Source organism: Capnocytophaga catalasegens, assembly GCF_026005215.1.
Taxonomy (GTDB): Bacteria; Bacteroidota; Bacteroidia; order Flavobacteriales; family Flavobacteriaceae; genus Capnocytophaga; species Capnocytophaga catalasegens.
The window spans coordinates 41,342-64,596 of the sequence record NZ_BPMA01000009.1 but is presented as its reverse complement, the minus strand read 5'-3'; the positions used below and the strand labels follow the sequence as shown (position 1 = coordinate 64,596).

The 23,255-nt window shown below is 36.6% G+C and carries 10 protein-coding genes and 1 tRNA gene; all 11 read left to right on the top strand.

The window, feature by feature from the left end; all coding sequences use genetic code 11:
* Positions 1-183, top strand: a 183-nt coding sequence (locus OO775_RS02170) for a transposase (RefSeq protein WP_264845103.1), incomplete at its 5' end; no start/stop codon positions are given.
* A gap of 1,276 nt (positions 184-1,459) precedes the next feature.
* Positions 1,460-13,813: a T9SS type B sorting domain-containing protein gene (locus OO775_RS02165; protein ID WP_264845367.1), complete on the top strand. Its 12,354-nt coding sequence runs from the start codon at positions 1,460-1,462 to the stop codon at positions 13,811-13,813.
* An 86-nt stretch (positions 13,814-13,899) separates the two neighbouring features.
* Positions 13,900-14,868 (top strand): PorP/SprF family type IX secretion system membrane protein, encoded by a 969-nt coding sequence (locus tag OO775_RS02160; protein ID WP_264845366.1) that lies wholly within the window; start codon positions 13,900-13,902, stop codon positions 14,866-14,868.
* Positions 14,862-15,230 (top strand): dihydroneopterin aldolase, encoded by a 369-nt coding sequence (gene folB / locus OO775_RS02155; RefSeq protein ID WP_264845365.1) that lies wholly within the window; start codon positions 14,862-14,864, stop codon positions 15,228-15,230. Before OO775_RS02160 ends, folB begins: the two co-directional genes overlap by 7 nt.
* A 40-nt stretch (positions 15,231-15,270) precedes the next feature.
* Positions 15,271-15,341 (top strand) — tRNA-Cys (locus OO775_RS02150).
* Positions 15,342-15,443: 102 nt separating this feature from the next.
* Complete coding sequence (locus tag OO775_RS02145; protein ID WP_264845364.1) at positions 15,444-15,824, top strand: hypothetical protein; 381 nt, start codon at positions 15,444-15,446, stop codon at positions 15,822-15,824.
* 501 nt (positions 15,825-16,325) lie between these two features.
* Positions 16,326-16,481, top strand: a complete 156-nt coding sequence (locus OO775_RS02140; RefSeq protein ID WP_264845363.1) for a hypothetical protein — start codon at positions 16,326-16,328, stop codon at positions 16,479-16,481.
* The gene (locus tag OO775_RS02135) at positions 16,456-18,090 is read left to right on the top strand and encodes a SusC/RagA family TonB-linked outer membrane protein (protein ID WP_309297234.1); all 1,635 of its coding nucleotides are present in this window, start codon (positions 16,456-16,458) and stop codon (positions 18,088-18,090) included. Before OO775_RS02140 ends, OO775_RS02135 begins: the two co-directional genes overlap by 26 nt.
* Before the next feature lie 47 nt (positions 18,091-18,137).
* Positions 18,138-19,409, top strand: a complete 1,272-nt coding sequence (locus tag OO775_RS02130) for a SusC/RagA family TonB-linked outer membrane protein (RefSeq protein WP_340696719.1) — start codon at positions 18,138-18,140, stop codon at positions 19,407-19,409.
* Between the two features lie 12 nt (positions 19,410-19,421).
* Positions 19,422-21,011 (top strand): RagB/SusD family nutrient uptake outer membrane protein, encoded by a 1,590-nt coding sequence (locus tag OO775_RS02125; RefSeq protein WP_264845362.1) that lies wholly within the window; start codon positions 19,422-19,424, stop codon positions 21,009-21,011.
* A 7-nt stretch (positions 21,012-21,018) separates the two neighbouring features.
* A complete protein-coding gene (bglX, locus tag OO775_RS02120; RefSeq protein ID WP_264845361.1) occupies positions 21,019-23,253 on the top strand; it encodes a beta-glucosidase BglX in 2,235 nt (744 codons plus the stop codon).
* Positions 23,254-23,255: the final 2 nt, after the last annotated feature.

Genomic DNA, 23,255 nt, shown 5'->3' with positions numbered 1-23,255 from the left:
TTGAAATGGGTGCATATTGTTATCAGTAATGCCAAGCGGAATTTATTATGTAACTATCACAAAATCAAACGGAAGTATTTACAATTATACTTAGACGAATTTGTTTACAAGCTCAATCGTCGTTACTTTGCAGAGCATTTATTTGACAGATTGGTTTTAGCCAATATTACAGCTTATGAGTGATTACGGATATACAATATTTTTTTAATACATTATGTATCTTCTATTATAATTTTTAGTAATAGTGATAACAACTCCAACTGTGTGTCAATACAATCGTATTATTGTTACTTCCAATACTTTTTTTGATCATTATCATCACTGCTCATTCCAATATGTGGGCAAAAAGTAATTCTCTTGAAATTCCTCCAAAAGAATAGCATTTAAAATTTTGATCATATTAATTCTATATTCGTCATAAAGGTGAGATGTTTATAGAAGATTATGCGTGAACATTTTTAACCAACCCTGAAAGGGTCGTATGCAGAACAGAAAATATTATTTTTCTTATAAATATTTGATTTTTATAAGGTCGAAAAAAATGTATATATGTAAACTTACATTTGATATATATCATTTGAATAATATTGCCTTTTCATTGAATTAATTTTCATTTACTTAATCCCTAAAATAATAATCGGTTGGTTAGATGAATGTCGTTTCACGAGCGAAATAAGGAAAATAAAATTTTACACGAGTCGTTTCGCCAAGGAAATACACAAAATAAAACCTCACAATCCCCCCTCGTGAAACAAGCATTTATTCTTTGATAGCTACTTGTTTCACGAGTGTTTTTATAATATATCAACTGATAAATAGTTGTCTCACGAGTGAAATGCCCATATATCAGTTGATAATGTTAAAAAAACATTTTTTGGTAATTAGTTTAGCTTATTACTTATAAAAGAGCAAACAATTATGATTAAAAAAGATAACAAAAAACAGCACTCAGAAATTAGGTTATTTTTTACAAAAAAAAGGAAATGGACTAATACTTTATTTTTTTTTAAAAAAAGCAAAAAAAGAGTGTTTGTAAGTGAATTTAGTTTTTTATTTGAAAAAATATCTCGACATGAGATAATAAGACACGCTCTTGGTTGATTTAAAAAAAATTTGATTTCTTTGTGTGTGAAATTTTTTCATTTTTTCACAAATAAAGTTGTAGAATAACCAGAATAAGCCAAAAATAAATGTTGAAAACTTTATTTTTATATCATAAATATTGTTATTAACTGAGGTTTTTAATGTGAAATTTTGTAAAAAAAAGCTTAAAAACCTTGTTTCTACAAGGTTTTTCCATTTTGTTGAAAAAAAATAAAAAAAAATAAAAAAAAATAAAAACAATTACAAATAAATTTTATACATTTGCCTCCGACCAATATAGTGTATTCAAATGTCTTTATTTTATGGTAAAGGCATTAAGTAAAGAAATTATTTATGATTAAAGCTAAATAAATTTATGAAGAATTTTGTTAAACTACTGTTATTGACTTTGGTATGGTTGCAAGGGGCAAGCATATACGGGCAATGTAATGTTGACAATTTTACACTAAGCCAAGTGCAAGGTACATGTGCTTCTGATGCGCAAATCAATGTGCAGGCTGATTGTAAAGGGAATGAATGGGAAGCTGTTTTGTTCAAGACTGGTTCTACCAAAGAAGAAGCCTCATTGACCTTAGATAGTAATGGAAAGGCTTCATTTCAAAATTTGATACCAGCAAACTTCCAAGTGCGTGTTCGTAAGAAAGACGGTACGAAAGATTCGACTCTAAAATCAATAACTACAACAACTACCTATATATATTATATGGTAGATAAAATCGCTCAGGTGCCCCCTACGTGCGATCAGGGAAAGAATGGTGTAGTTTCGGTCAAAATACTCAATAGTGGAGGTACAGGTCCTTACAAAGTAGAGTTGTTGCAAGGCGGTGTTGTCAAAGCAAGTAGTGCAGAGGTTGCCAAAAGTGGTACTACGGGGGTAACCGAAATCAAAGTAATTGGTTCGGATACAAACCCCGTAGAGACTGGTGTTTATGAAGTACGTATTATTGATTATATTAACAAAAAAGCAGGTTGTTTCTATGCAGAAAAGGGGAGATCTGTCAATGTAGATACACCACCGTTAAGCCCTGAGTTCCTTACATCGTTTTACAAGCCTAAGTGTGCCAATTGTAAAACCTATGAGCTCTTGGTGGGTCTGCAATTTGACCCGTACAAAGGTTATCTGCCAAAAGCAACCGGAACTTTGAAGGTCAAAATTACTCGCTCAGGTGCTGTGGTGTGCGAAAAATCAATCAATACAGCAACTTCACAGATTACCTTAGGAACTTCTGGATATAATATTCTGTGGATACAAGGAAGTACTTACAGACGTAATAGTTGTCAGTTCTTCAAAAGTGATTGTGAAGTTAAAGAAGGCGACCAAGTTTCGCTGGTTTTTGATGATAATTGCCCAGGTACTACCGATATTACAGCCGATTATTTAGTTGATATTTCAAAAATGCAACAAGGTTCTTTTTCCTATAATCTACAAGGGAAAGTTCTTTCTGTACCAAGACCTATTAATGATATTTCGGAATTGGTTGATAATATGTGTAAGCGTACCGGATATCGAATAAGTATTGGACAGTCATCTCTCAAAGCAAATACATGGAACTATTGGCTTCGCAATACCAAAGAAGCATTTTCGTTGTTCTGTGAGCCATTGGTTACAATGCGTTTGCAAAAAGATAATGGTGGAGGTAATTGGACAACCGTTACCTCAAAAGATATTAACATAGGAGATTTCTTACAAGGAACAGGCGATATCAACCCCGATGGATCAATAGGTAAAGCGCCTGAGTATCTCGATATTACTGCCGATGGCAAATATAAAATTGAAGTTTTTGTCAAATCGAATGTGAATGGAGCAGATAAGTCTGAATGCAAATATTTTAGCTATGACTTGGATATTACAGGTATAAATAATTCCGTTGTAGGCAATTTGCCTGTAAGAGCTGCTCGTGCTTCGGCGTGGAAATACACAGTGCTCGAAGGCACATCGCCTAACTTCCGTATCGATTACGAATCAAGCCATAACGGAGGAATGACTTATTCGCCAGCTAATCCGCTGACTGTTGAGATAAAACCAACTGATGGGCGCTCTACAGACCAAGTGGTTATCAATGGTCCTTGGTCATTGGCACAAACCCATACCATTAACTACCCTATTAAATTTCAGAAAACTGATAACGAACCTAACTTTATATATGACTTACCAGCAGGAAGTTACGAAATAAAATATAGTACAACCTGTCTTACACGTACCGAAACTTATACAATAAACTCCAACCCAGCAGTTTATAATCCAGTAGTTGATGTATCGGGGGGGTGTCGTGGAGGTGCTTTGGTAACGTACAATATGCACCCCAATGCTGTGGTGGAAGCTATTCAAAATCACTATGCAGAACTACTAAAAGACAACAGTACCACTGGTGCTTTGGGTAAAATATCGCACACCGAAGCCCTGAGTAGAATCGGTAGTTGGGTAGCCAAATATACTACACGCGAACAAGGAATAAAAGGTACTTTCCGTAACATTCTGCCTGGAAGATATATATTGAAAATTCAAAATACGATGAACTGGTACAACCAGTCACTTACGGTGTTTAAAAATCCTACCAACGGCTATGCCAATGGTACAGGTAATAATGCCAAAATACGAGATAACTCATATTGGAAGCCCTATATACATCAAATATACTATGCTTTTGAAATAAAAGCGGCAGGCAAGGTTTCTCTTAACCCGACAGCAACCCTTTGTAACCCGCAAGACCCCTCTACGGGAGTTATTGGTGTAGAAATAGGTAGCGGTGAACCTGCGTATCCGGTTACTTATCAGCTATGGATACAAAATAAAACGACCAAAGCACTCCGACGTGCCAAAGACAACGCAGGTGTCGAAGTACCTTTCCATACTATACCGAGCAAACCAGCTAATGGCGATACTTATCACGCCTTTACGAAGTTGCCACGACTTACTTATACTAACGAAGAGTATGTGATTCGTTTGGTAACGGCTTGCGATGAAGAAGGATACCCCATACCTGACTTTGACCCGAAATCGAATACCGATGTTATTGCCTCGGGAGATAACCTGTGTCCTGGTCAGCCTTTGGTGTTAAGTATTGCTTTGCCTTCCAACGTGTATAACTTTCAGTGGCATTCGAGTAAACCGCAATTCTTAAACGGAATAGACACTCGAAAAAAACGCATTACAATTAACCCTACCGAAACAGCCGAGTATTGGGTTACTTACACAGCCAAAGACCCTTCTATTTGTGGAAGTGTCAATACCTTTAACTCGAACAAAAAAACCATACAGGTAAAAGAAGATAAAACTCCACCTACTATTTCGCAAGTGCCTGATGGTGAAACAAACACTTTGATAAAAAAATGTGAATCAGGTTATAGATGGAATCCTCCTGTGGTTACTGATCCCGAAGGTTGTTTAAAAACAGTTACTTGGGAGGTGCGAGATGGCTCTGGTACGGTTATTTATACTCCACCTGCTGATGCTAATGGTAATAGTATAGGTAATTCTGCTGTTTTCCCAGTAGGAGAAAATAAAGTGATTTATACGGCTACTGATTATGCAGGGAATGTAAGTAAAATGGAATTTAAGGTAACTGTTGTATATCTTTACATATTTTATGGAGGTAGTCTTGCTTACGTATATCCGCATAATAGAAGATATCCTTTAGCTGATAATCAACCTCTTAGAGGACAAAAAATAGAGTTAAGAGTTCAGTTAAGTAATGGTGGTACTGGAACTATAAATACAAATGCCGTAGTAAAAATCCAATTACCAGACAATAAAGGTGTGAAGGTAGGGGGATCTTCCGAAATTGATATTAGTGAAATTACAACCCCAGCATATACACCTAGTGTTACGTATGATGCTACTACACGTACTTTTACTATTACTAATATAGACCCAGCTGTAACAGGTGTTTATGGAGGAAGCTTTATTTATTTTCCTCTTTATATAAGTAATGATTGTAAAGATTTTGAAAATGCTTGTGATAATAAGTTGATTTCATCGGTATGGGTTACATCTGGTTCTCCTGATTGTCCAACTTCACTATTAACAAACGTAACAGAGAGAGCACTTGATATAGATAGAAAATGCCCTAAACAAGAACTCTTATGTGCGCCCACTGGTGCAAATGTTGTTTTAAAAGCAGAAGGTACAGGATACAAACGTTATGAATGGTATGATGTTTATAATAGACTTTTGGGAACAGGACCAACATATACGGCTACAGAAATAGGAGTATATAAAGTCCGAAAAGTAGCTGATAATTCTTGTCCAAGTAGAGTATATAAAGCTCCTTATGCTTATCACGCAATTCAAGAAGATGTATTTAATCTTTTATTAAGTAATGCTTTGAATGGAGCCAATGATCCTATACGTTCGCAATCAGACGGTGGTGCTACCTGCGGTAACGATGGTACGTGGGTAAGTCATTTCTACCTCTGCGACGGAAATAGTAGAGTACTCAATGTTACATTTAGTAGTGCTAAGCGTATTGTATGGCAACGCTATAATACCTCTTGTACCTATACACAACCCAACTGCCAGTCGCGTGCAGATAGTTGTTGGACAGATATAACCACCGGTAATAGCTATACGCTTTCGGGTGCAGGAGATTATCGTCTACGTATAGAGGCTGATGGCTGTACCAAAGATTTTTATTTTACAGCGTATACAGCAGGGCTTTCGGGGCGTATTGATATTACGCACCAAACCAACTTTACCGCTGGTTCTATCAACGTAACGATGAATACCACAGGCATTCCGTACACCTATACACTCAAAGAAGGAACTACTATTATACAAACAGTTACGAAAACTACGGGCAACACTCACGAACATATTTTCCAAAACTTGACAATCCCTCGTAATGGTAGTAGAACCTTTACCGTAGAGGTTACCTCAACAGCCATACCCGTATGTAAATATACAGAAACAGCTGTGGTTCGTGATCAAGCTACCTTGACAGGTACTGCCAAGTTCCTTGCATGGGTCGATTGCGATGATGCCAATTTTGAATTTGAAGCACAAGGCGGAAAACGCCCTTATAAAGTAGCCATTTATAGTATTGATGATGTAGAACTTCATCCAGGGATTACCTTAGAAAATATACCTTTATCGGCATTTACTGTATCAGGAACTGCCACACAGAGCATTTTCCAAGGCGTATTTAAAATTGCAAAACCCGGTAGTCGTTACAAGTTTGTTATCCGAGATGCCGATGGTAAGAACGTAGTAACCAATGAGGTAACTGTACCGTACAATCCTGATTATCAGATAATAACTTCTTTTGATCCAATAGAATGCGCAGGCAAATTTACAACAGTTACAGCTAAGTTTGTTAATCCATTGCCACAGCGTGTTACTCTATATCGGATAGCTTCGAGTGGTACACGTACACAAGTGGGTCAGAATAATTCAGGTATATTTCCGAATGTACCAGCAGGAAGATATGTAGCATTGGTAGAAGCAGTCTTCGCAAGTCATAAATGTTCTTTTGAAAAAGAAATCATTATTACTGAACCATCAGACCCATTGGTAGGATATGCAGGTATTGTAAAAGATATATTGTGTGATACGTCAATACCTAAGCGCTACGAAGTTCATATCAATAACGTATCGGGAGGAAAACCACCTTATCAGTATAGCTTTGATAGTGGTAATACTTGGCAAAGTAGTCCAATCGGCTTTATAAGTAATACAACCAAAGTATTGGTACGCGATACGAGTAAGTGCGACCCGTTAGAAATAGACGTGGTTGTTGATCCTGCTATTGTACAGCCCAACGTACCTTTCAATCCGAATACCGATATTACTTATGATTGTGATGGTAATGCCAAATTTACCATTACCCCACAAGCGCCAGGAGGTAAAGTGTATACATATGAGTATTCAGTAGATAATGGTCCACGACAAACGGGTAATGTCTTTGTACTTCCGCCCAAGCCCAGTGGTGATCCATATATTATCAATATCTATTATAAAGATACGGCAAATCGCCAGCGCAATATTCTCTTTACAGAAGATTTCGGCAAAGGCGATGATGTATGTAACCCATTTGTTCCGGTGCTTACTTGTGCCGTAGGACAAACCCTTAGCACGGGTACGTATATACAAACCAAACAGCCACCGGCAACTACCGAATATATCTCACCAAGCGATGCTTCAGGAACAGGGCGTTACTTAGCCTTAGTAACTTCGGCGCGCGCCAATATCTTGTTTGAAAAAACAATCAATAACGTAATTCCAGGTAAGGAAATGGTCGTTTCGCTACGTTATATCAACCTATTGCAAGCTGCATCAAGCAAAGCAGATCCAAGTCTGCGTGTTGAGTTGGTCATAGGTGGAACTACCTATACTCGTACGCTCCCCGTAGCGGCACGTGGAGGAGCTTGGTCGGCACTTAATGAGTTGATATTTAATGAAATAGCAGCTGGCAATACATCTAATACTTCTGCCGTATTGCGAATAGTAAGCGGTACGACATCGATAACAGCTGTTGGTTTAGATGAGATAGATGTGAGCCAACCGACTGAAACGTGTCAGAAACCTGTAACCTTGTCTGTAACTCCTAAAAAAGGACAAGAGTTTAAACCGACTATTGTACAAGTATTTGACGCTGAGTGTAATGGAGGCACAGGCAAAGTAATCGTTGAAGCGAAAAACCTACAGGGAGCTACCTCTATCGAATATTCAATAGATAATGGTCTCACTTGGAATACGGCTAATTTAGTGCCTTCAACAACTAATCGCTTTGAACTGATAAACCTAAGCGTAGGTACGCATACGATTATTGTCCGCCGAGACGCTGATTGTGTGGTCAATATGGGCAATGTAACTATAGGAGAACCCGCACCTATTACCATTCCTTCCGGAGGTATTTCAGCTACGCCTATCGGTTGTGTAGCACCTTATACGACTTCAATTGTAACCCTACAAATATCAGGTGGCAAAGCTCCTTATCAACTGCGTTATCGCTTACAAGGTTCAACTACTTGGTTGACCACTGGTTCGAGTGTATCGGGCAGTGTAGGAACTATCGTAGGACTTACACCTGGCACATATGAATTTAATGTACAAGATGTTAATAATTGTGGTGGAAACGATTCTATTGCTATGTATGTAATTCCTGACAAGGTAGATGTTACCATTAGTACTGATTATACACAATGTTATTCCGGTTTGGGCGATGCTTTTATCACCATTACCGCTCATAGTGGTGCAGGTAATTACGAATTTAGTAAAGACAATGGCGTAACTTTTGAAAGACCAATAATCTTAACATCCAATGTATTTACTTTCGATAATTTGAGTGATGGTACGTACCAAATAGTAGTTAGAGACCGCTATGGATGTACAGCCACTGAAAGTGTTACTATTTACAAACAGCTCACTATGCAACTTGATACAGATGGTGGATTTAGTTGCAAACCCAACGCTGAAGAGAAAATAACACTTCGTGTGGAAGGAGGAAAAGACGCCAAAACATTCAAATGGAGAAGAGGTGCTACGGGAGCTTTCCGTCCCGATACTGATACTGACGCAGGGAATGTAGTGTTTAACATAACCAATGCAGGAAGCTCAACAACTCCTGCAACAGCAACTGTAACTATCAAAACAGCAGGAGAATACTACTTTATGGTAGAAGATTCCAATACAGGGTCATCGGGCTTAGTGCCTTGTAACGTAACCAAGGCAATCATCATCGAGAATGTAAAACCCGAATGGAAACCAAGTATTGTATTAGCAGCAGATGATATAGCTTGTTCGGGAGCTTCAACAGGATTTATTGGAGTAAGAGAAGCAGGTGTAGTGCGTCCTATTGATTTGTCCAAAGATATTGATGCTACTAAAGGAGTTCCTCCTTTCAGGGTAGAAGTATATAAAACAGGAACTACAACACCTAACGTAGGTACAACTAATTTAGCAAAAGGAACTTATATTGTTCGCTTGATTGATTCTAAAGAATGTTATGTAGATACTACGGTTACAATTGGTGAAGTACCAGCAGTAAATCTGACACTTACAAAACAAGATATTACTTGTTCAAGTGGAACATCAGTACACGGAAAAATAACTGCCACTTGGAGTAGTGGAGGAACAGCACCATTTAGCTTGTACGTATATAACTCACAAGGAGCTATCACTCGCGACTTGGATACTGGAGCTGTACATCAAGTAACTGGACGTGCAAGTACAGATAGTTATACATTTAGTGGATTTGCAGAAGGTACTTATACGCTTGTAATGATTGATGCCAAAGGCTGTCGTACTGAGAAAAAAATAACTATTGGAGGTCTTACAAACGAATTAGTTGTTGAGCCACAGGTAGTTACAGATTGTAAAGCAGGAGGTGGTTCGGCTAAGTTAATTACATACAACAAAAATGGTACGCCTATTGTAGCAGCTAATATATACTTTGCTATATACAGAGGAGGAAACCCAGCGACATATGCACCTGGTGAATGGAATCAAGCCACAACAGATAGTTATACAATAGGAGGTACAACATATCCGGCGGCTTCTTATACAATGACAGGGCTTATTCCTGGGGTAACTTACCAGTTTGTAGTGCGAAATAACGGATGTTATGAAATATTTGAGAAAAATATTCCATTGCTTACAAATACCACGACTAAAGTAGATTCTGTAACGGGAATTCCAGCGTGTGGTACTGCCGACGGAAAAGTATCCTTTACGCTTTCGGGAATGCCTTCAGGAGTAACAAGTATTGGTTATCAGGTATATAAATATCCAGAAAATACAGCAGTTACTACCGCAGGAGCCTCTGGAACTATCGCTTTGCCTGCAACATTCCCTTATACAACAGCAGGTGGTTTAGATAAAGGACAATACTATATCGTCTTTACAGAAACACCAACAAATTGTGTAACAGCCTCTAAACCATTTACTATTTTGGCCTCTGATGTTCCACTTGGTGTGATATTGAGCCTTGTGAAAAACGAAACTTGTAATACTTCCGCAGAGTTATCTGCTGTAATTACAGGAGGTACAGCCGATTTCAAATATATATTTAAAAATGTAAATACACCACCAACAACGGCAGAATGGGCAGCAGTAACAGCCACAGCCAACAGACAGAAGACATTCAATACTAATGTCTCTGTGACACCTAATCCAACATGGTATGTGTTTGTACAAGATAAATATGGCTGTGTAGGATCAGCAAATGTTCCAGTAATTAAAGATAATGTGCCAATTATCAATACGGTAACACCAGAAAATTTGTGTGGTGCTAATGGACAATACAGAATCCGTGTTAAAATGACTCAAACAGGAGTAGGTCAGCATTATTATACCATTACTCGCGGTGGAGTAACCAGCACCAAACGTCCGATAACAATTGTTCTTAATGAATTTGTTGTAGGAGATATTTATTCTGATCCGGCACCACAAGAAATAAAAGTATATGACCAGAATAATTGTGAATCGGTAGCTGTCTCATTTACAATCTTAGACAAAGTTACGTATGATTTGAAAGTTACTCGCCCAATAACGTGTGACCCAACAACACCGAGTGGTCAGGTAACCATATCAAATATTCAAAATTTTGACCCAAGTAAAAGTTATTTCTATCGAGTAGATTATGTAGAGAAAATAATAACCATAGATCCGCTTACAGGTAACTTAGTAGAAACAGAAACGATTACACCTAAGATTACAGCAACGGCTGTTACATCAGCAGGAACATCATTCAATGTTACAGACTCAGGTATTTATCGAGTGTATATTGATGAAAATACATTTAGTTGTCCGATTGTACGTAATGTAGTTGTACAACCTAAAGAAATACCAGTACTTAATGTAGCTAATGTAATTGATGAAAAATGTTCAGGAACAACTGCTATAGGAAATGGAGTAGGAGCAATTACTGTAACAGCAGGAAGTCATACATTACAACCGTTTGCATTCAAGATAGTGAGTGCTGTTGATTTAACAACAGGAACAAATGTGCCAATTCCATCAAGTTATTCAACTTATACAAGTACAACTATTGCAAATGTTGTAGATATAAGTATGAACGGAACCCGAGCTACTTTCCAGAACTTGATGGGAACACCAACAGGAGTTCGTTATGAAATTCAGGCAAAATCAATTAATGTTACTATATACAATGGTGTAACAATAACTCAAAGTTGTGAATCAATCACAGTGTTTGCAACCGTTCGTTCACCACAACCTATTACCATAGCATCTAATGCTGTAAAAGTAACTCAGTTTGCTTGTAATGCTAATCAGGCAATTCAAGATGCTAAAATAGAAATCGATACAACAGGTGTATCGGGTGGTAATGGTGATTATACATATATATTCTTGAAAGGAACAGTTGAAGTACAACGCTCAAAAACACCATCGCTTACCATATTGGACAAAGCAGGAGGAACTTATACTATCAAGATTGTAGATAAAGAAGGTTGTGAGTTTGATGTACCAGGACCTTTTGTTATTAACCCATACGCTTCAATAGAAACAATAACAGTAACACAAACACAAGCTATAACTTGTGCTCAGGGTGAGAATATTAGCATAAGTATTACGACTGATCCAGTAGTCCCCACAGCTCCTAATTATACATATTATGTACAAAATTTAGGTGGTGGATATAGTCAAAATAAAGTTTCGACGGCTATGACAGAAACATTTACTGGGTTGCCTTACGGGACATATAAAATAACAGTACGAGATAATGCAACAGGTTGTGAAGCCTACACAAGTTATGATGTGAAAGACCCGAATACATTTGTTATTAAAGCAGAAAATCCAGGTCGAGTAAGCTGTTATGGAGGTAATGATGGAACGATAGATTTGATATTTGTCGATATTGACCATAGCAATGGAGACCAATCCACTGGCGGATTTAGCTATACAATAACAAGTATAGACTCAGGTGCTTCGGTAACACTTACAGGAACTGTTCCACCAGGAACCAATAAAATAACTGTGTCAGGTTTGCGAGCTGGTTTATTCAAAGTAGTAGCAACTTCAACTTCTACAGGTTGTACAACTCCTAACGAATCACAATTCAGTATTGGTCAAGCACAAGAACCGCTTAAAGGAAGTGCAAGTCTTGAATATGATGCCACTTGTACCAATAATCAAGGAGAAATATTGGTAGAGATAGTAGGGGGAGTATCTCCATATAAGGTAACTATCACAGGAACAAATGGTTATACTCAAACAGTTACAGGTGTATATTACAAACATCTATTTACAGGATTAAGTGGTGGCGCAACACCTGGAACCACAGCAACATATACAATAACTGTTGAAGATGCTTGGGGTTGTACTAATGTCACTATTAACACCGTAGATATAACACATGCTTTGCCTATAACAGCCATGGTAAAAGTAGAAGATACTAAATGTGAAGGCGGAGAAAGTGGCTCTATTGAAGTATTGAATCCGCAAGGTGGGGCAGGAGCAACAACCTTCTATTATGATTTGAAAAATAAAAATACGGGAGATATATATCCTGCTCAAAGAAGTCCTAAGTTTGAAAATCTGCCAAAAGGTGAATACACTATTGGAATTACAGACCGCTGGGGTTGTACTTGGACACGAGATGTTACTATCAAAGACCCTGATAAGATAGAAGTAACAGAAATTGATAAGTCAAGTGCTATTTGTTATGACGAACTAACAGGAGGTTATATCACTATTCAAGTAAAAGGAGGAACACCAGGTACCAAAGGTTATACAGTTCGCTTAGTTGATGCTGATACCAAAATCATCAAACAAGAATTGCTAAATGTACAACCTAATACCAATACGACAATTAACAATCTTCGTCCAGAAGTTAATTACGAAATACAAGTAGTAGACCCTGTTAATTGTGAAATGCCTATTCCCTATGCATTTGTAATACCTTTTGTTCCAGACTTGACTACAGAAGTTAAGTTTGTTGATGAATGTAATAATAATACATATGAAGGAAGATTGGAGGTTAAATTCAAACAAACGCTTGACTGGACTAAGGTAAGTTATACCATAGGGAGTTCAACCACACGCAAAACATTTGATAGTTTCAGTTTGAACTACGGATATATTAACAATCCGCCAGCTTCTATCAATATGCAAATATTGACTATTTATTATCAAGAATCGGCAACAAAAGTATGTACAAAACAAAGTAATCAATTCTTTGTCAGAGATGTACAACCATTAGATTTAGAAGATGTTACTGACCGAGGAGCTCTGGATATCAATGAAATAAAAATACAAGGTAAGTTTGGAGTAGAACCTTATAATTATGCGTTCAATGGAGCAAGTGCAGGAACAAATAATGTATATTTGGTAAAAAGAACTGACCCAGATGTTATTGTTCCATCTACTCCACATACAATTGTAAAATATCCAAAATTAGTTGGTAAAACAGCCAAACTAATAAAAGTTCAAGTAACTGATGCTTTGGGTTGTACAAAAGAAATAGATGTATATTACAAATATATAGATGTAGAAATACCAAGATACTTTACACCAAACGGAGATGGTACTAATGATGAATGGATGCCTAAGAATACAAACCATTATCCGAATATGACAATTGATGTAATTGACCGTTATGGACGATTTATCAAACACCTTCGTAAAGGAGAAAGTTGGGATGGTAAGTACCAAGAAAAAGATTTGCCGACGGGAGATTATTGGTATATATTTAAACTCAATAGTGAAGACGACCCACGTGAATTCAAAGGACATTTTACGTTGTATCGATAATATTAAATAAAATTAGGTAATAGGGAGTTGTACTTAATTACTCCCTATCCTAATACTAAATATCAAAAAAAGAAATTTTTTATAAAATGAAAAAGATAATAATAGTAATTAGTGTATTTTTGATTAGTTATGTATCCAAAGCACAAGAATTTAGCTTGCCTGCTGATAACCAATATCTGGCAGATAGTGAGTTTTTGATAGCACCTACCTATGCAGGTATTGGTAATAATGTGCGAGTGAGAGCCTCAGGAGTTACCCAATGGGTAGGAATAAAAAATGCTCCTGATTTCCAATCATTAGCAGGCGATATGCGTTTAGGAAATAGAAGTGGTTTAGGGTTGGTGTTTTATAACGATAAAAATGGATATACCAAACAAATGGGAGGTAAATTTACTTTTTCGCACCACTTAGTTTTGGACAGAAATGATAGTCATTTTGTCTCTTTTGGTATTTCTTATATTTTAAATACTTTTAGTATTGATATTGATAAATTTACAGAAACAGGAAGACCACTTAGTGATCTTGCCGTAGATAATAATCGTTCTACGATAAATCATAACTTTGAGGTAGGGGTGCTGTATCGTTACAAAGGAATTTTTGCAAGTTTGTCAGCTTCTAATATTTTAGATAAAAAAGAAAGTTTATTTGCAGTAAGTGAGCCTGATCGTTTGCGTAATTATAATCTTTATGCAGGATATAGATATCGCCGTACTCGAACAGCTAGTTGGGAGTTAGAACCTTCGGTTTTTGTACAATATTTTGAAAGTGATGGGCGTTCAACTTCCGATTTGAACTTGAAGTTCCGTTGGTTAGATTTTGAAGATTACTATTGGGCTGGAGTAACCTATCGTATGCTTGGTGATGAAAGTCAGTTCGGAAAACCACTTTCGATAGGACCAATGGTTGGTCTCAAACGAGGAATGTTTTATTTTGCTTATGGATATCGTGTAAATCTCAATAGCCTTGTAGGGTACAACTCGGGTACACACATGGTTACACTTGGTATTGATATTTTCCAAGGAATAGGTGGTTGTAGTTGTACTGAAAAATGGTAGAACATTCAATAACACTTAATAATATTCGCATTTATGCTTATCATGGTTGTCTTGAACAAGAAGCTCAAATAGGTAGTAACTATCGTATAGATATTAGTGTTTGTGCTAATTTTCAAAAAGCAATAGCCTCTGACGAACTCTCCGATGCGATTGATTACGTACATCTAAATCAGATTGTAAAACAAGAGATGGCAATTCGTTCAGAATTATTAGAACACGTAGCAGGACGTATTTTTCAACGAATAAAGTCTGATTTTGAGCAAATTACGAAAATTTCAGTGGAAATAGCCAAACTTAATCCACCCATAGGTGGTGATGTAGAATCGGTAAGTGTAAAAATAATTGAACAAATAGTTGGATAATTGATAAAATAGAAGTATTTTTGCACCCATTATTTGATAGGGCATCGTGGCCGAGTGGCTAGGCAGAGGTCTGCAAAACCTTGTACAGCGGTTCGAATCCGCTCGATGCCTCTCTTTTTGGAAAGCGTCTTTCAAATTATCCATTATTTATTAAAAGTAAAAAATGTCTTTTTGATAAATAATTTCTTCAAACAATAATAAAACAAAAACAAAATGATAAACGTATTAGATAAATTTATTCAAGATATTAAGAATAATGTACCAGGATTTATAGCTGTTTCTGTGACTGAAATTAAATCGGGAGTGTCGTATGCCTCTGCTTCTGCTGATCCCAGTTTTGACCCTAATTTGGCATCAGCATATAACTTAGAAGTTGCTAAAGCTAAACTTAATGTATTGCGTATACTTGGGTTAGAAGAAAAAGAAAAAATAGAAGATATTCTAATTACCCTGACCAATCAAATACACGTAATCGATATTGCTCCAAGTGGTAATTATTTTATTTATTTAGCTGTTGATTCAACCAAAGCAAACTTAGGAATTACACGTTCGCTTTTAGCAAAATACAAAAAAGATTTGGCTGCTATTTTTTAATTGAAAGGAAATATAAAATCAAACTAAAAAAATCCCTGACAAAAAAATGTCAGGGATTTTTTTATGCATTAGAAAAAGTACAAATATGGCATTTGTACAATCAGTATACAATATGCTTTCTTTGGTATTTTGCAAATATATTGTACGATAAGTCAAATCAAATGTACAATAAGTTAAGTCTTGCTATTAGAAATTGTTGTAATTTTGTACCAAAATAAGGTAACATTACCAAGTATGAAACTAAAATATTTATTGACACTATTGTTATTTGGTGTATAGTATCTTTTGTGTGCAAGTACAACAAGGTAAGTATTTCGGTCTAAAAAAATTAAAACAAAAGTTTCTTTACATAAAATTTTAACCATTATCTACATAAATTGAAAAAAAGCATTCGATGTGAGTTAATTATTTTCAATAATATTAATTTTAAAAATTTTTCTTTTATAGCTCTGAGATTGAAAAAATCAAAATAAAATAAGTTTAATATTAAAATTACACATTATGTTAAAGAAATGCTTATTACCGTTGTCAATTATGATGTGTTTTTGCCTTAGTGCTTTTGCTCAAAGAACGGCACTAACGTATGAAAGCACTAAACTTGAAGATGCAGCTTTGTTAATTCAAGAAAAAAATACTTCTCTTAAAAATAGCAGATAATAATGAAATTCTGCTAAACAAAGCTATTCCTCGCTCGAGTACTCAGCAAGTAAAACAAATCACAGGGCTGGTAAAAGATTCTAAGGGAGAGCCACTACCAGGAGCAACTGTTATCGAAAAAGGAACAACCAATGGCACTACCACCGATTTAAATGGAAATTTTGCTTTATCAGTAGCACCTAATGCTGTTTTGGAAATTTCGTATATCGGTTATGGGACTAAAAATGTTTCTGTCGTAGGGAAAACAAACTTCATTATAGAATTAGAAGAGGAAACAAACACTCTGGATGAAGTGGTAATTATTGGGTATGGAGCCATCAAAAAAGCAGATGTTGCAGGTGCAGTATCAGTCCTTGACAACAAAAACTTTAAAGATCAGCCCGTTACACAAATTTCTGATATTTTCCAAGGACGCGTTTCAGGGGTGCAAGTTGATAATAGTAGTGTACCAGGAGGAAGCGTAAGAATCAGAATACGAGGAGCCAGTTCCATAAACAGAAGCAATGACCCACTATATGTTATTGATGGTATCGTTAGAGAAAGTGGACTGACGGGCTTGAATCCTGATGATATAGAATCATTACAGATACTAAAAGATGCCTCTTCCACAGCGATTTATGGGTCAAGAGGTTCTAATGGAGTTGTTTTAATAACTACGAAAATGGGTAAATCTAATAAAAAATTTATCTCTATCGACTCCAATGTTACATTATCTTCGGTTTACAAACGATATAGTGTTTTAAGTCCGTATGAATACGCAATGGCTTATAGAGAAATCAAAAACCCAAATGCTTTTACAGACCAAGAAATGGAAGCGTACAAAAATGGTACGGCAGGAATAGATTGGCAAGATGAGATTTTTAGAAATGCCTTCACAAAAAATTATAAAATTTCAATATCAAGCGGTAATCAAGACACCCAATATTATATATCTGCAAATCATATGAGTCAAGAGGGAATAACCATAGGGAACTCTAATGAACGTTACCAAATTCGGCTGAATTTGAATTCTGATATTACAAATTGGTTACAAGTAACAACAGATTTTAATGCTTCCAGAAATTTTAGAAAAGGAGGCGGATTTGGAGCTCATAAAGGAAATCCTATTTGGGTAGCCTTAAATTATTCCCCAACAATGGAAATAATGGACGAACAAGGCAATTACAACAGAGACCCATATAACTACCAAGGTATCAACCCTTTGGGTGTTTTAGAAACAAACAAATCAGAAAATCTTAATTATATCGTTAATGGCAAAGTAGATTTGAAATTCAAAATCAGCCCTAATTTAACTTTTACTACAACCAATGGTGTTGATTATTATAATACCAAAGGATATTCTTTTGAAAGCAAACGAGTTTCCGTAAGCAGTTCTATGAATAATGCAGATAATTATCGATTTTTATTACAAACCTCGAATAATCTTACTTATAATTTACAACTTGATAAACATTCGTTTACACTCACAGGAGTTGGGGAATATTCCACTTCAGAAAGTAGAGGTATGAATTTCTCAGGAGCAAATTTACTGACAGAAAGTGTCGATTGGTGGGATGTGATATGGCTACCTCACATACTCTTGGGAATGGATATTCAAAATGAGCACTAATATCGGGTGTAGGGAGAGCGATATATAATTATGATAATCGGTATATTTTGACAGGAACTATAAGAGCTGATGGTTCTTCTAAATTTTCTAAAAAGAAATGGGGTTATTTCCCTTCTGTGGCATTTGCTTGGAATTTAGGCAATGAAAGTTTTATGGAAAATCAGAAAATTTTTAATGATTTCAAACTAAGAGCCAGCTACGGAATTGTTGGTAATCAAGCCATTGACCCTTACAGCACATTGGGACTGATGTCACAAACCAATTATAGTTTTGGTGATTTGAATAACTTTACAGGATATTGGGCAAGTAATCTTGCTACACCAGAGCTTACTTGGGAGAAAACAAAGCAATTTGACATAGGAGTTGATTTTTCTGTTTTTGATGGATTGTTTTCTGTTTCGTTAGATTATTTCAACAAAAAAACAGTTGATGGTCTGTTACGCAAACAAATTCCGGGTTATTTGGGAGGAGGTAGTTATTGGATTAACTCAGGAGAAATCAGCAACAAAGGGGTAGATGCTTCAGTAACTGCCAATTTAGTCAGAAAAGAAAACTTTATGTGGTCTTCATCTATAACAGGAACTTATTTAAAAAATGAAGTAATTTCTCTCGGAGGAGACCAATTCCTCTATGGATCGACTCCTGCCAACGGAATCGTGGGGCCAGTTACCATTATCCAACCAGGACACCCTATCGGGTCATTCTACGGATATACTTGGTTAGGATTAGATGCTAACGGAAATAATATGTATCAGGATACAAACGGAAATGGAGTGATTGATTCTGGAGACCGTACCATTTTAGGCAAATCGAACCCTGACCTTACTATTGGTTGGAATAATTCCCTTACTTGGAAAAACTGGAGTTTGAACGCTTTTTTCAATAGTTCATTTGGAGCAAAAAGACTAAATTTAGTACGCTTCGGAATGGCTACAATGGTAGGAGATAGCCGATTTATTACGCTAAGAGATGCTTATTTTCAAGGATTTGACAAAATTGGAGCGAGTGCTGAATATGCCTCATTGACAAGTAGAAATAACACGAACAGAGGTGAATCCACACAATGGTTAGAATCAGCTGATTTTGTCCGTTTAGAAAATATTAGTTTGAGCTATAATCTAAGCAAAGAGGTAACTCGTTTTGCTGATATTTTGTTATCTATCAGTGCGCAAAATTTATTTACAATCACTAAGTACTCAGGTATGGACCCTGCGGGTTCTACCTTCTCGAGTAGTAATGTAGATGTTAACGGAGGGATTGATATAGGAGCGTACCCTACCCCACGTTCTTTCACTTTTGGAATTAAACTTAACTTTTAAAAAACACTTATTATGAAACCTAAATTTATTTTAAATTGTACATTATCGGTAGTAGCATTGCTTTTATTTTCGTGCGATGCAGCTTTAGAAGAAGACCCTAAAGGAAAATTAGACCCTAGTAGCTATTTCTCTAACCAAGATGAATTAAATATGAGCGTTTATGCTCTTTACCACAAGGTAATGCTGTCTCAGAATAGTACAAATATGCAAGTTCCACAATGGATGGGCGACGATATAACCACTGACCCCAAAAGTAACAAGCAACATATGGCAGAATTTGATTCTTTTTTCCCTTCGGATAATAATAAGGGACTTGTCGCCTGTTGGGATCAATATTATATAGTTATTAAAGCAGCTAATTATATCATTCTCAACGCAGCAAAAACACCAACTACAAAAGAAGAAATCAATATTGCTATCGGTCAAGCAAAATATTGGAGAGCATATAGTTACTTTTCCTTAGTGCGTACTTTCGGTGCTGTGCCTATGAATTTGGAGAACAGAATAGATTACAATCTGCCTCCATCACCAGTAGAGGCTGTTTATGAGCAAATAGTTCGTGATTTACAAGATGCCGAAGCCATTCTGCCTACGGATTATAAAGTCGCTCCACGTAAAGTTTTTGGAGCAAACGCTTACATAACTCAACAAGCTGTAAAAGCTACATTATCAGCCGTCTATATGGCAATGGCAGGTTGGCCTCTTCAACAAAAAAGCTATTATGCATTAGCAGCAGAGAAGGCTAAAGAAGTTATTGATGGGGTTAACGCCAAGAAATATGAATATATTTTAGAACCCGAATTTAAACACGTGTATGCTCCAAGTACAAATTATACATTAGAAACAGTAGTTGGTATCAATTATCAAAAGGCTTTCCGTTGGGAACAAGATTCACAATTAACAAGTTCTACGCTTTTTGCTTCAATAAAAGGCTGGGGTGACGCTTGGGGAGAAATATTATTTTGGAAAAATATGCCAGAAGGCAAACGTAAAGATGTTATTTACGCACCAAAAATTAGATTAAAAAACGGCAAATTGGTTGATTGGTGGGAAAAAGATGACAAAGGGGTTAATTTAGTTCCTGAGAATCATCCTATGATGACAATCTTCACTGTGGGGGTAGATGAAGTAGATTATGATTACACAAAAGAAGCAAGTATTCGCCGAACCGACAGCCATAGACACAGATGTATTCGCTATGCAGAAGTATTACTATGGTATGCTGAATCTCAAGCACGTTCGGAAGGAACTCCCAATGCCTTAGCCTACGAATGTGTAAACAAAGTCAGAGAGCGTGCAGGATTACCTCCTTTGCCAGCGGGTATGTCAGGCGAAGAATTTGCCAATGCGGCAATGCAAGAACACGGCTGGGAAGTTGCTGGATATTGGTGTGCATTGGTTACACGCAGAGCTGACCAAATGCGAATGAACATCTTAAAAGACACTTATGAACAAAGAAAAAGAAACGAACCTATTGAAGTAGCACCAGGGGTTTTCGTACAAGAAGGTGTGCCAATTGCTGATCGTCCGTGGAATGATAATTTTATCTATGCTCCTTATCCAGATTCTGACGCTTCTTTAAATCCTAACTTAATTAAATGATACAAAAATGTATTTATCAAAGAAAAATATATTATTGATTTTCATCTTTATTGCTTTTGTTTCTGTAAATGGACAGAATAATCTTCCAAATAGAAATGTAAATCAAAAAGAAGAAAAGTTCATTGAAGATTTACTTTCTAAAATGACTTTGGCAGAAAAAATAGGTCAATTATCACAATATGTTGGTCGAGAATTACTTACAGGTCCTGAGAGTCAAACACTCACCGATTCGCTTATAGAAAGCGGACTCATAGGCTCAATTCTTAATATCGCGGGGACGAAGCAACTTAGAGAAATTCAACGAAAAAACATAGAAAAATCAAGATTAAAGATTCCTATTCTATTCGGATTTGATGTGATACACGGCTATAAAACTATTACTCCCGTACCTCTGGCCGAATCTTGCTCTTGGGACTTGGAACTTATTGAAAAATCTGCAAAAATGGCTTCAATTGAGGCTTCGGCTGCGGGTATTCATTGGTCATTTGCCCCAATGGTAGATGTAGCCAGAGATCCTCGCTGGGGAAGAGTGGTGGAAGGAGCAGGGGAAGATACTTATCTGGGAAGTAAAATAGCCGAAGCCCGTGTCAAAGGATTTCAATGGAATTTGTGGCAACCCAATTCAGTATTGGCGTGTGCGAAACATTTTGCAGCTTATGGTGCTCCTCAAGCAGGACGCGATTACGCCCCAGTGGATATATCAATGAGTACGCTGGCAGAGGTGTATTTACCTCCGTTCAAGGCGTGTGTTGATGCCAATGTACAGACGTTTATGACGGCGTTTAACAGCCTTAATGGCGTTCCTGCTACGGCGAGTTCTTTTCTTTTCAGAGAAATATTGCAGGACAAATGGAAATTCGGCGGATTTACAGTTAGCGACTGGAATGCCGTAAAAGAATTGATAGCTCACGGAGTTGCCGAAGATGATAAATCGGCGGCGATAATAGCTTTTAATGCCGGCGTAGATATGAATATGACCGATGGATTGTACAATAAGTATTTGGAACAAGCAGTAAAAGAAAAACAGATCGATACCAAAATGATTGATGAATCGGTTAAGAGAATCTTACAAATAAAGTATAGATTGGGTCTTTTTGAAAATCCTTTTCGTTTTTTTGATGAAAAAAGAGAAAAAAAAGAAATTAAAAAACCTGAATTTATCGAAACCGCACGTGATATTGCTAAAAAATCAATCGTATTACTCAAAAATGAGAACAAAACATTGCCCATTTCAAAAAAAGTAAAAAAAATTGCACTCATAGGTCCTTTGGCTAATAATAAATCAGAACTTTTAGGCTCTTGGAAAGCCAGAGGAGAGGAAGAAGATGTGGTTTCTCTTTACGAAGGTATTAAAAATAAATTAGGAAACAAAGCAGAAATAAACTATGCTCAAGGTTGCGATTTTCTATCAACCAATGAAGATGGATTTGCTCAGGCGATTAAATTAGCCTCTGAAAATGATATAGTTATCGTAGCGGTGGGCGAAAAAGCACTGATGAGTGGAGAGTCAAGAAGCAGAGCTTCTCTTTCATTGCCCGGTGTGCAAGAAAAGCTGGTACAGGAGCTAATCGCAACAGGCAAACCCGTGGTAGTAGTTTTGATGAACGGGCGTCCTTTGGCAATTCCTAAAATAGACGAAAAAGCCTCAGTCATTTTAGAAACGTGGTTTTTAGGCATTCAAAGCGGAAACGCTATCGCTGATGTTCTATTTGGTGATTATAACCCTTCGGCGAAACTGACGATGTCTTTTCCTCGTTCCGAAGGACAGATACCAAACTATTATAATTACAAACGTTCAGGCCGACCAGGCGATATGGAGAAAACCTCTACAACCAGACATATTGATTTGCCTAATGCAAACCTCTACCCTTTTGGCTATGGGCTAAGTTATACCGAATTTGCATATTCGCCTATGATATGCCCTGATTATTTTGATGCCAATGGAAAATTAAAAGTAGAAGTTTCTGTTACAAACACTGGAACTTATGATGGTGAAGAAATAGTACAATTATACGTTTCAGATAATGTAGCTTCAATGGTACGCCCTGTAAAAGAACTTAAAGGGTTCAAAAAAGTTTTTATTCCCAAAGGAGAAACGGTAAAAATCACTTTTGACGTAGATTCAAAAGAACTTGGCTTTTGGGATAATCAAATGAATTATATCGTAGAAAAAGGTTCATTTACCATAATGATTGGAAAAAATAGTGAAGATGTACAACAAAAAATAGTAAAACTAATGTAACA

Coding starts and splice junctions, on each gene's coding strand:
- OO775_RS02160 (WP_264845366.1), top strand. CDS start 13,900: ATGAAAAAGATAATAATAGTAATTAGTGTATTTTTGATTAGTTATGTA.
- OO775_RS02145 (WP_264845364.1), top strand. CDS start 15,444: ATGATAAACGTATTAGATAAATTTATTCAAGATATTAAGAATAATGTA.
- OO775_RS02125 (WP_264845362.1), top strand. CDS start 19,422: ATGAAACCTAAATTTATTTTAAATTGTACATTATCGGTAGTAGCATTG.
- folB (WP_264845365.1), top strand. CDS start 14,862: ATGGTAGAACATTCAATAACACTTAATAATATTCGCATTTATGCTTAT.
- bglX (WP_264845361.1), top strand. CDS start 21,019: ATGTATTTATCAAAGAAAAATATATTATTGATTTTCATCTTTATTGCT.
- OO775_RS02165 (WP_264845367.1), top strand. CDS start 1,460: ATGAAGAATTTTGTTAAACTACTGTTATTGACTTTGGTATGGTTGCAA.
- OO775_RS02140 (WP_264845363.1), top strand. CDS start 16,326: ATGTTAAAGAAATGCTTATTACCGTTGTCAATTATGATGTGTTTTTGC.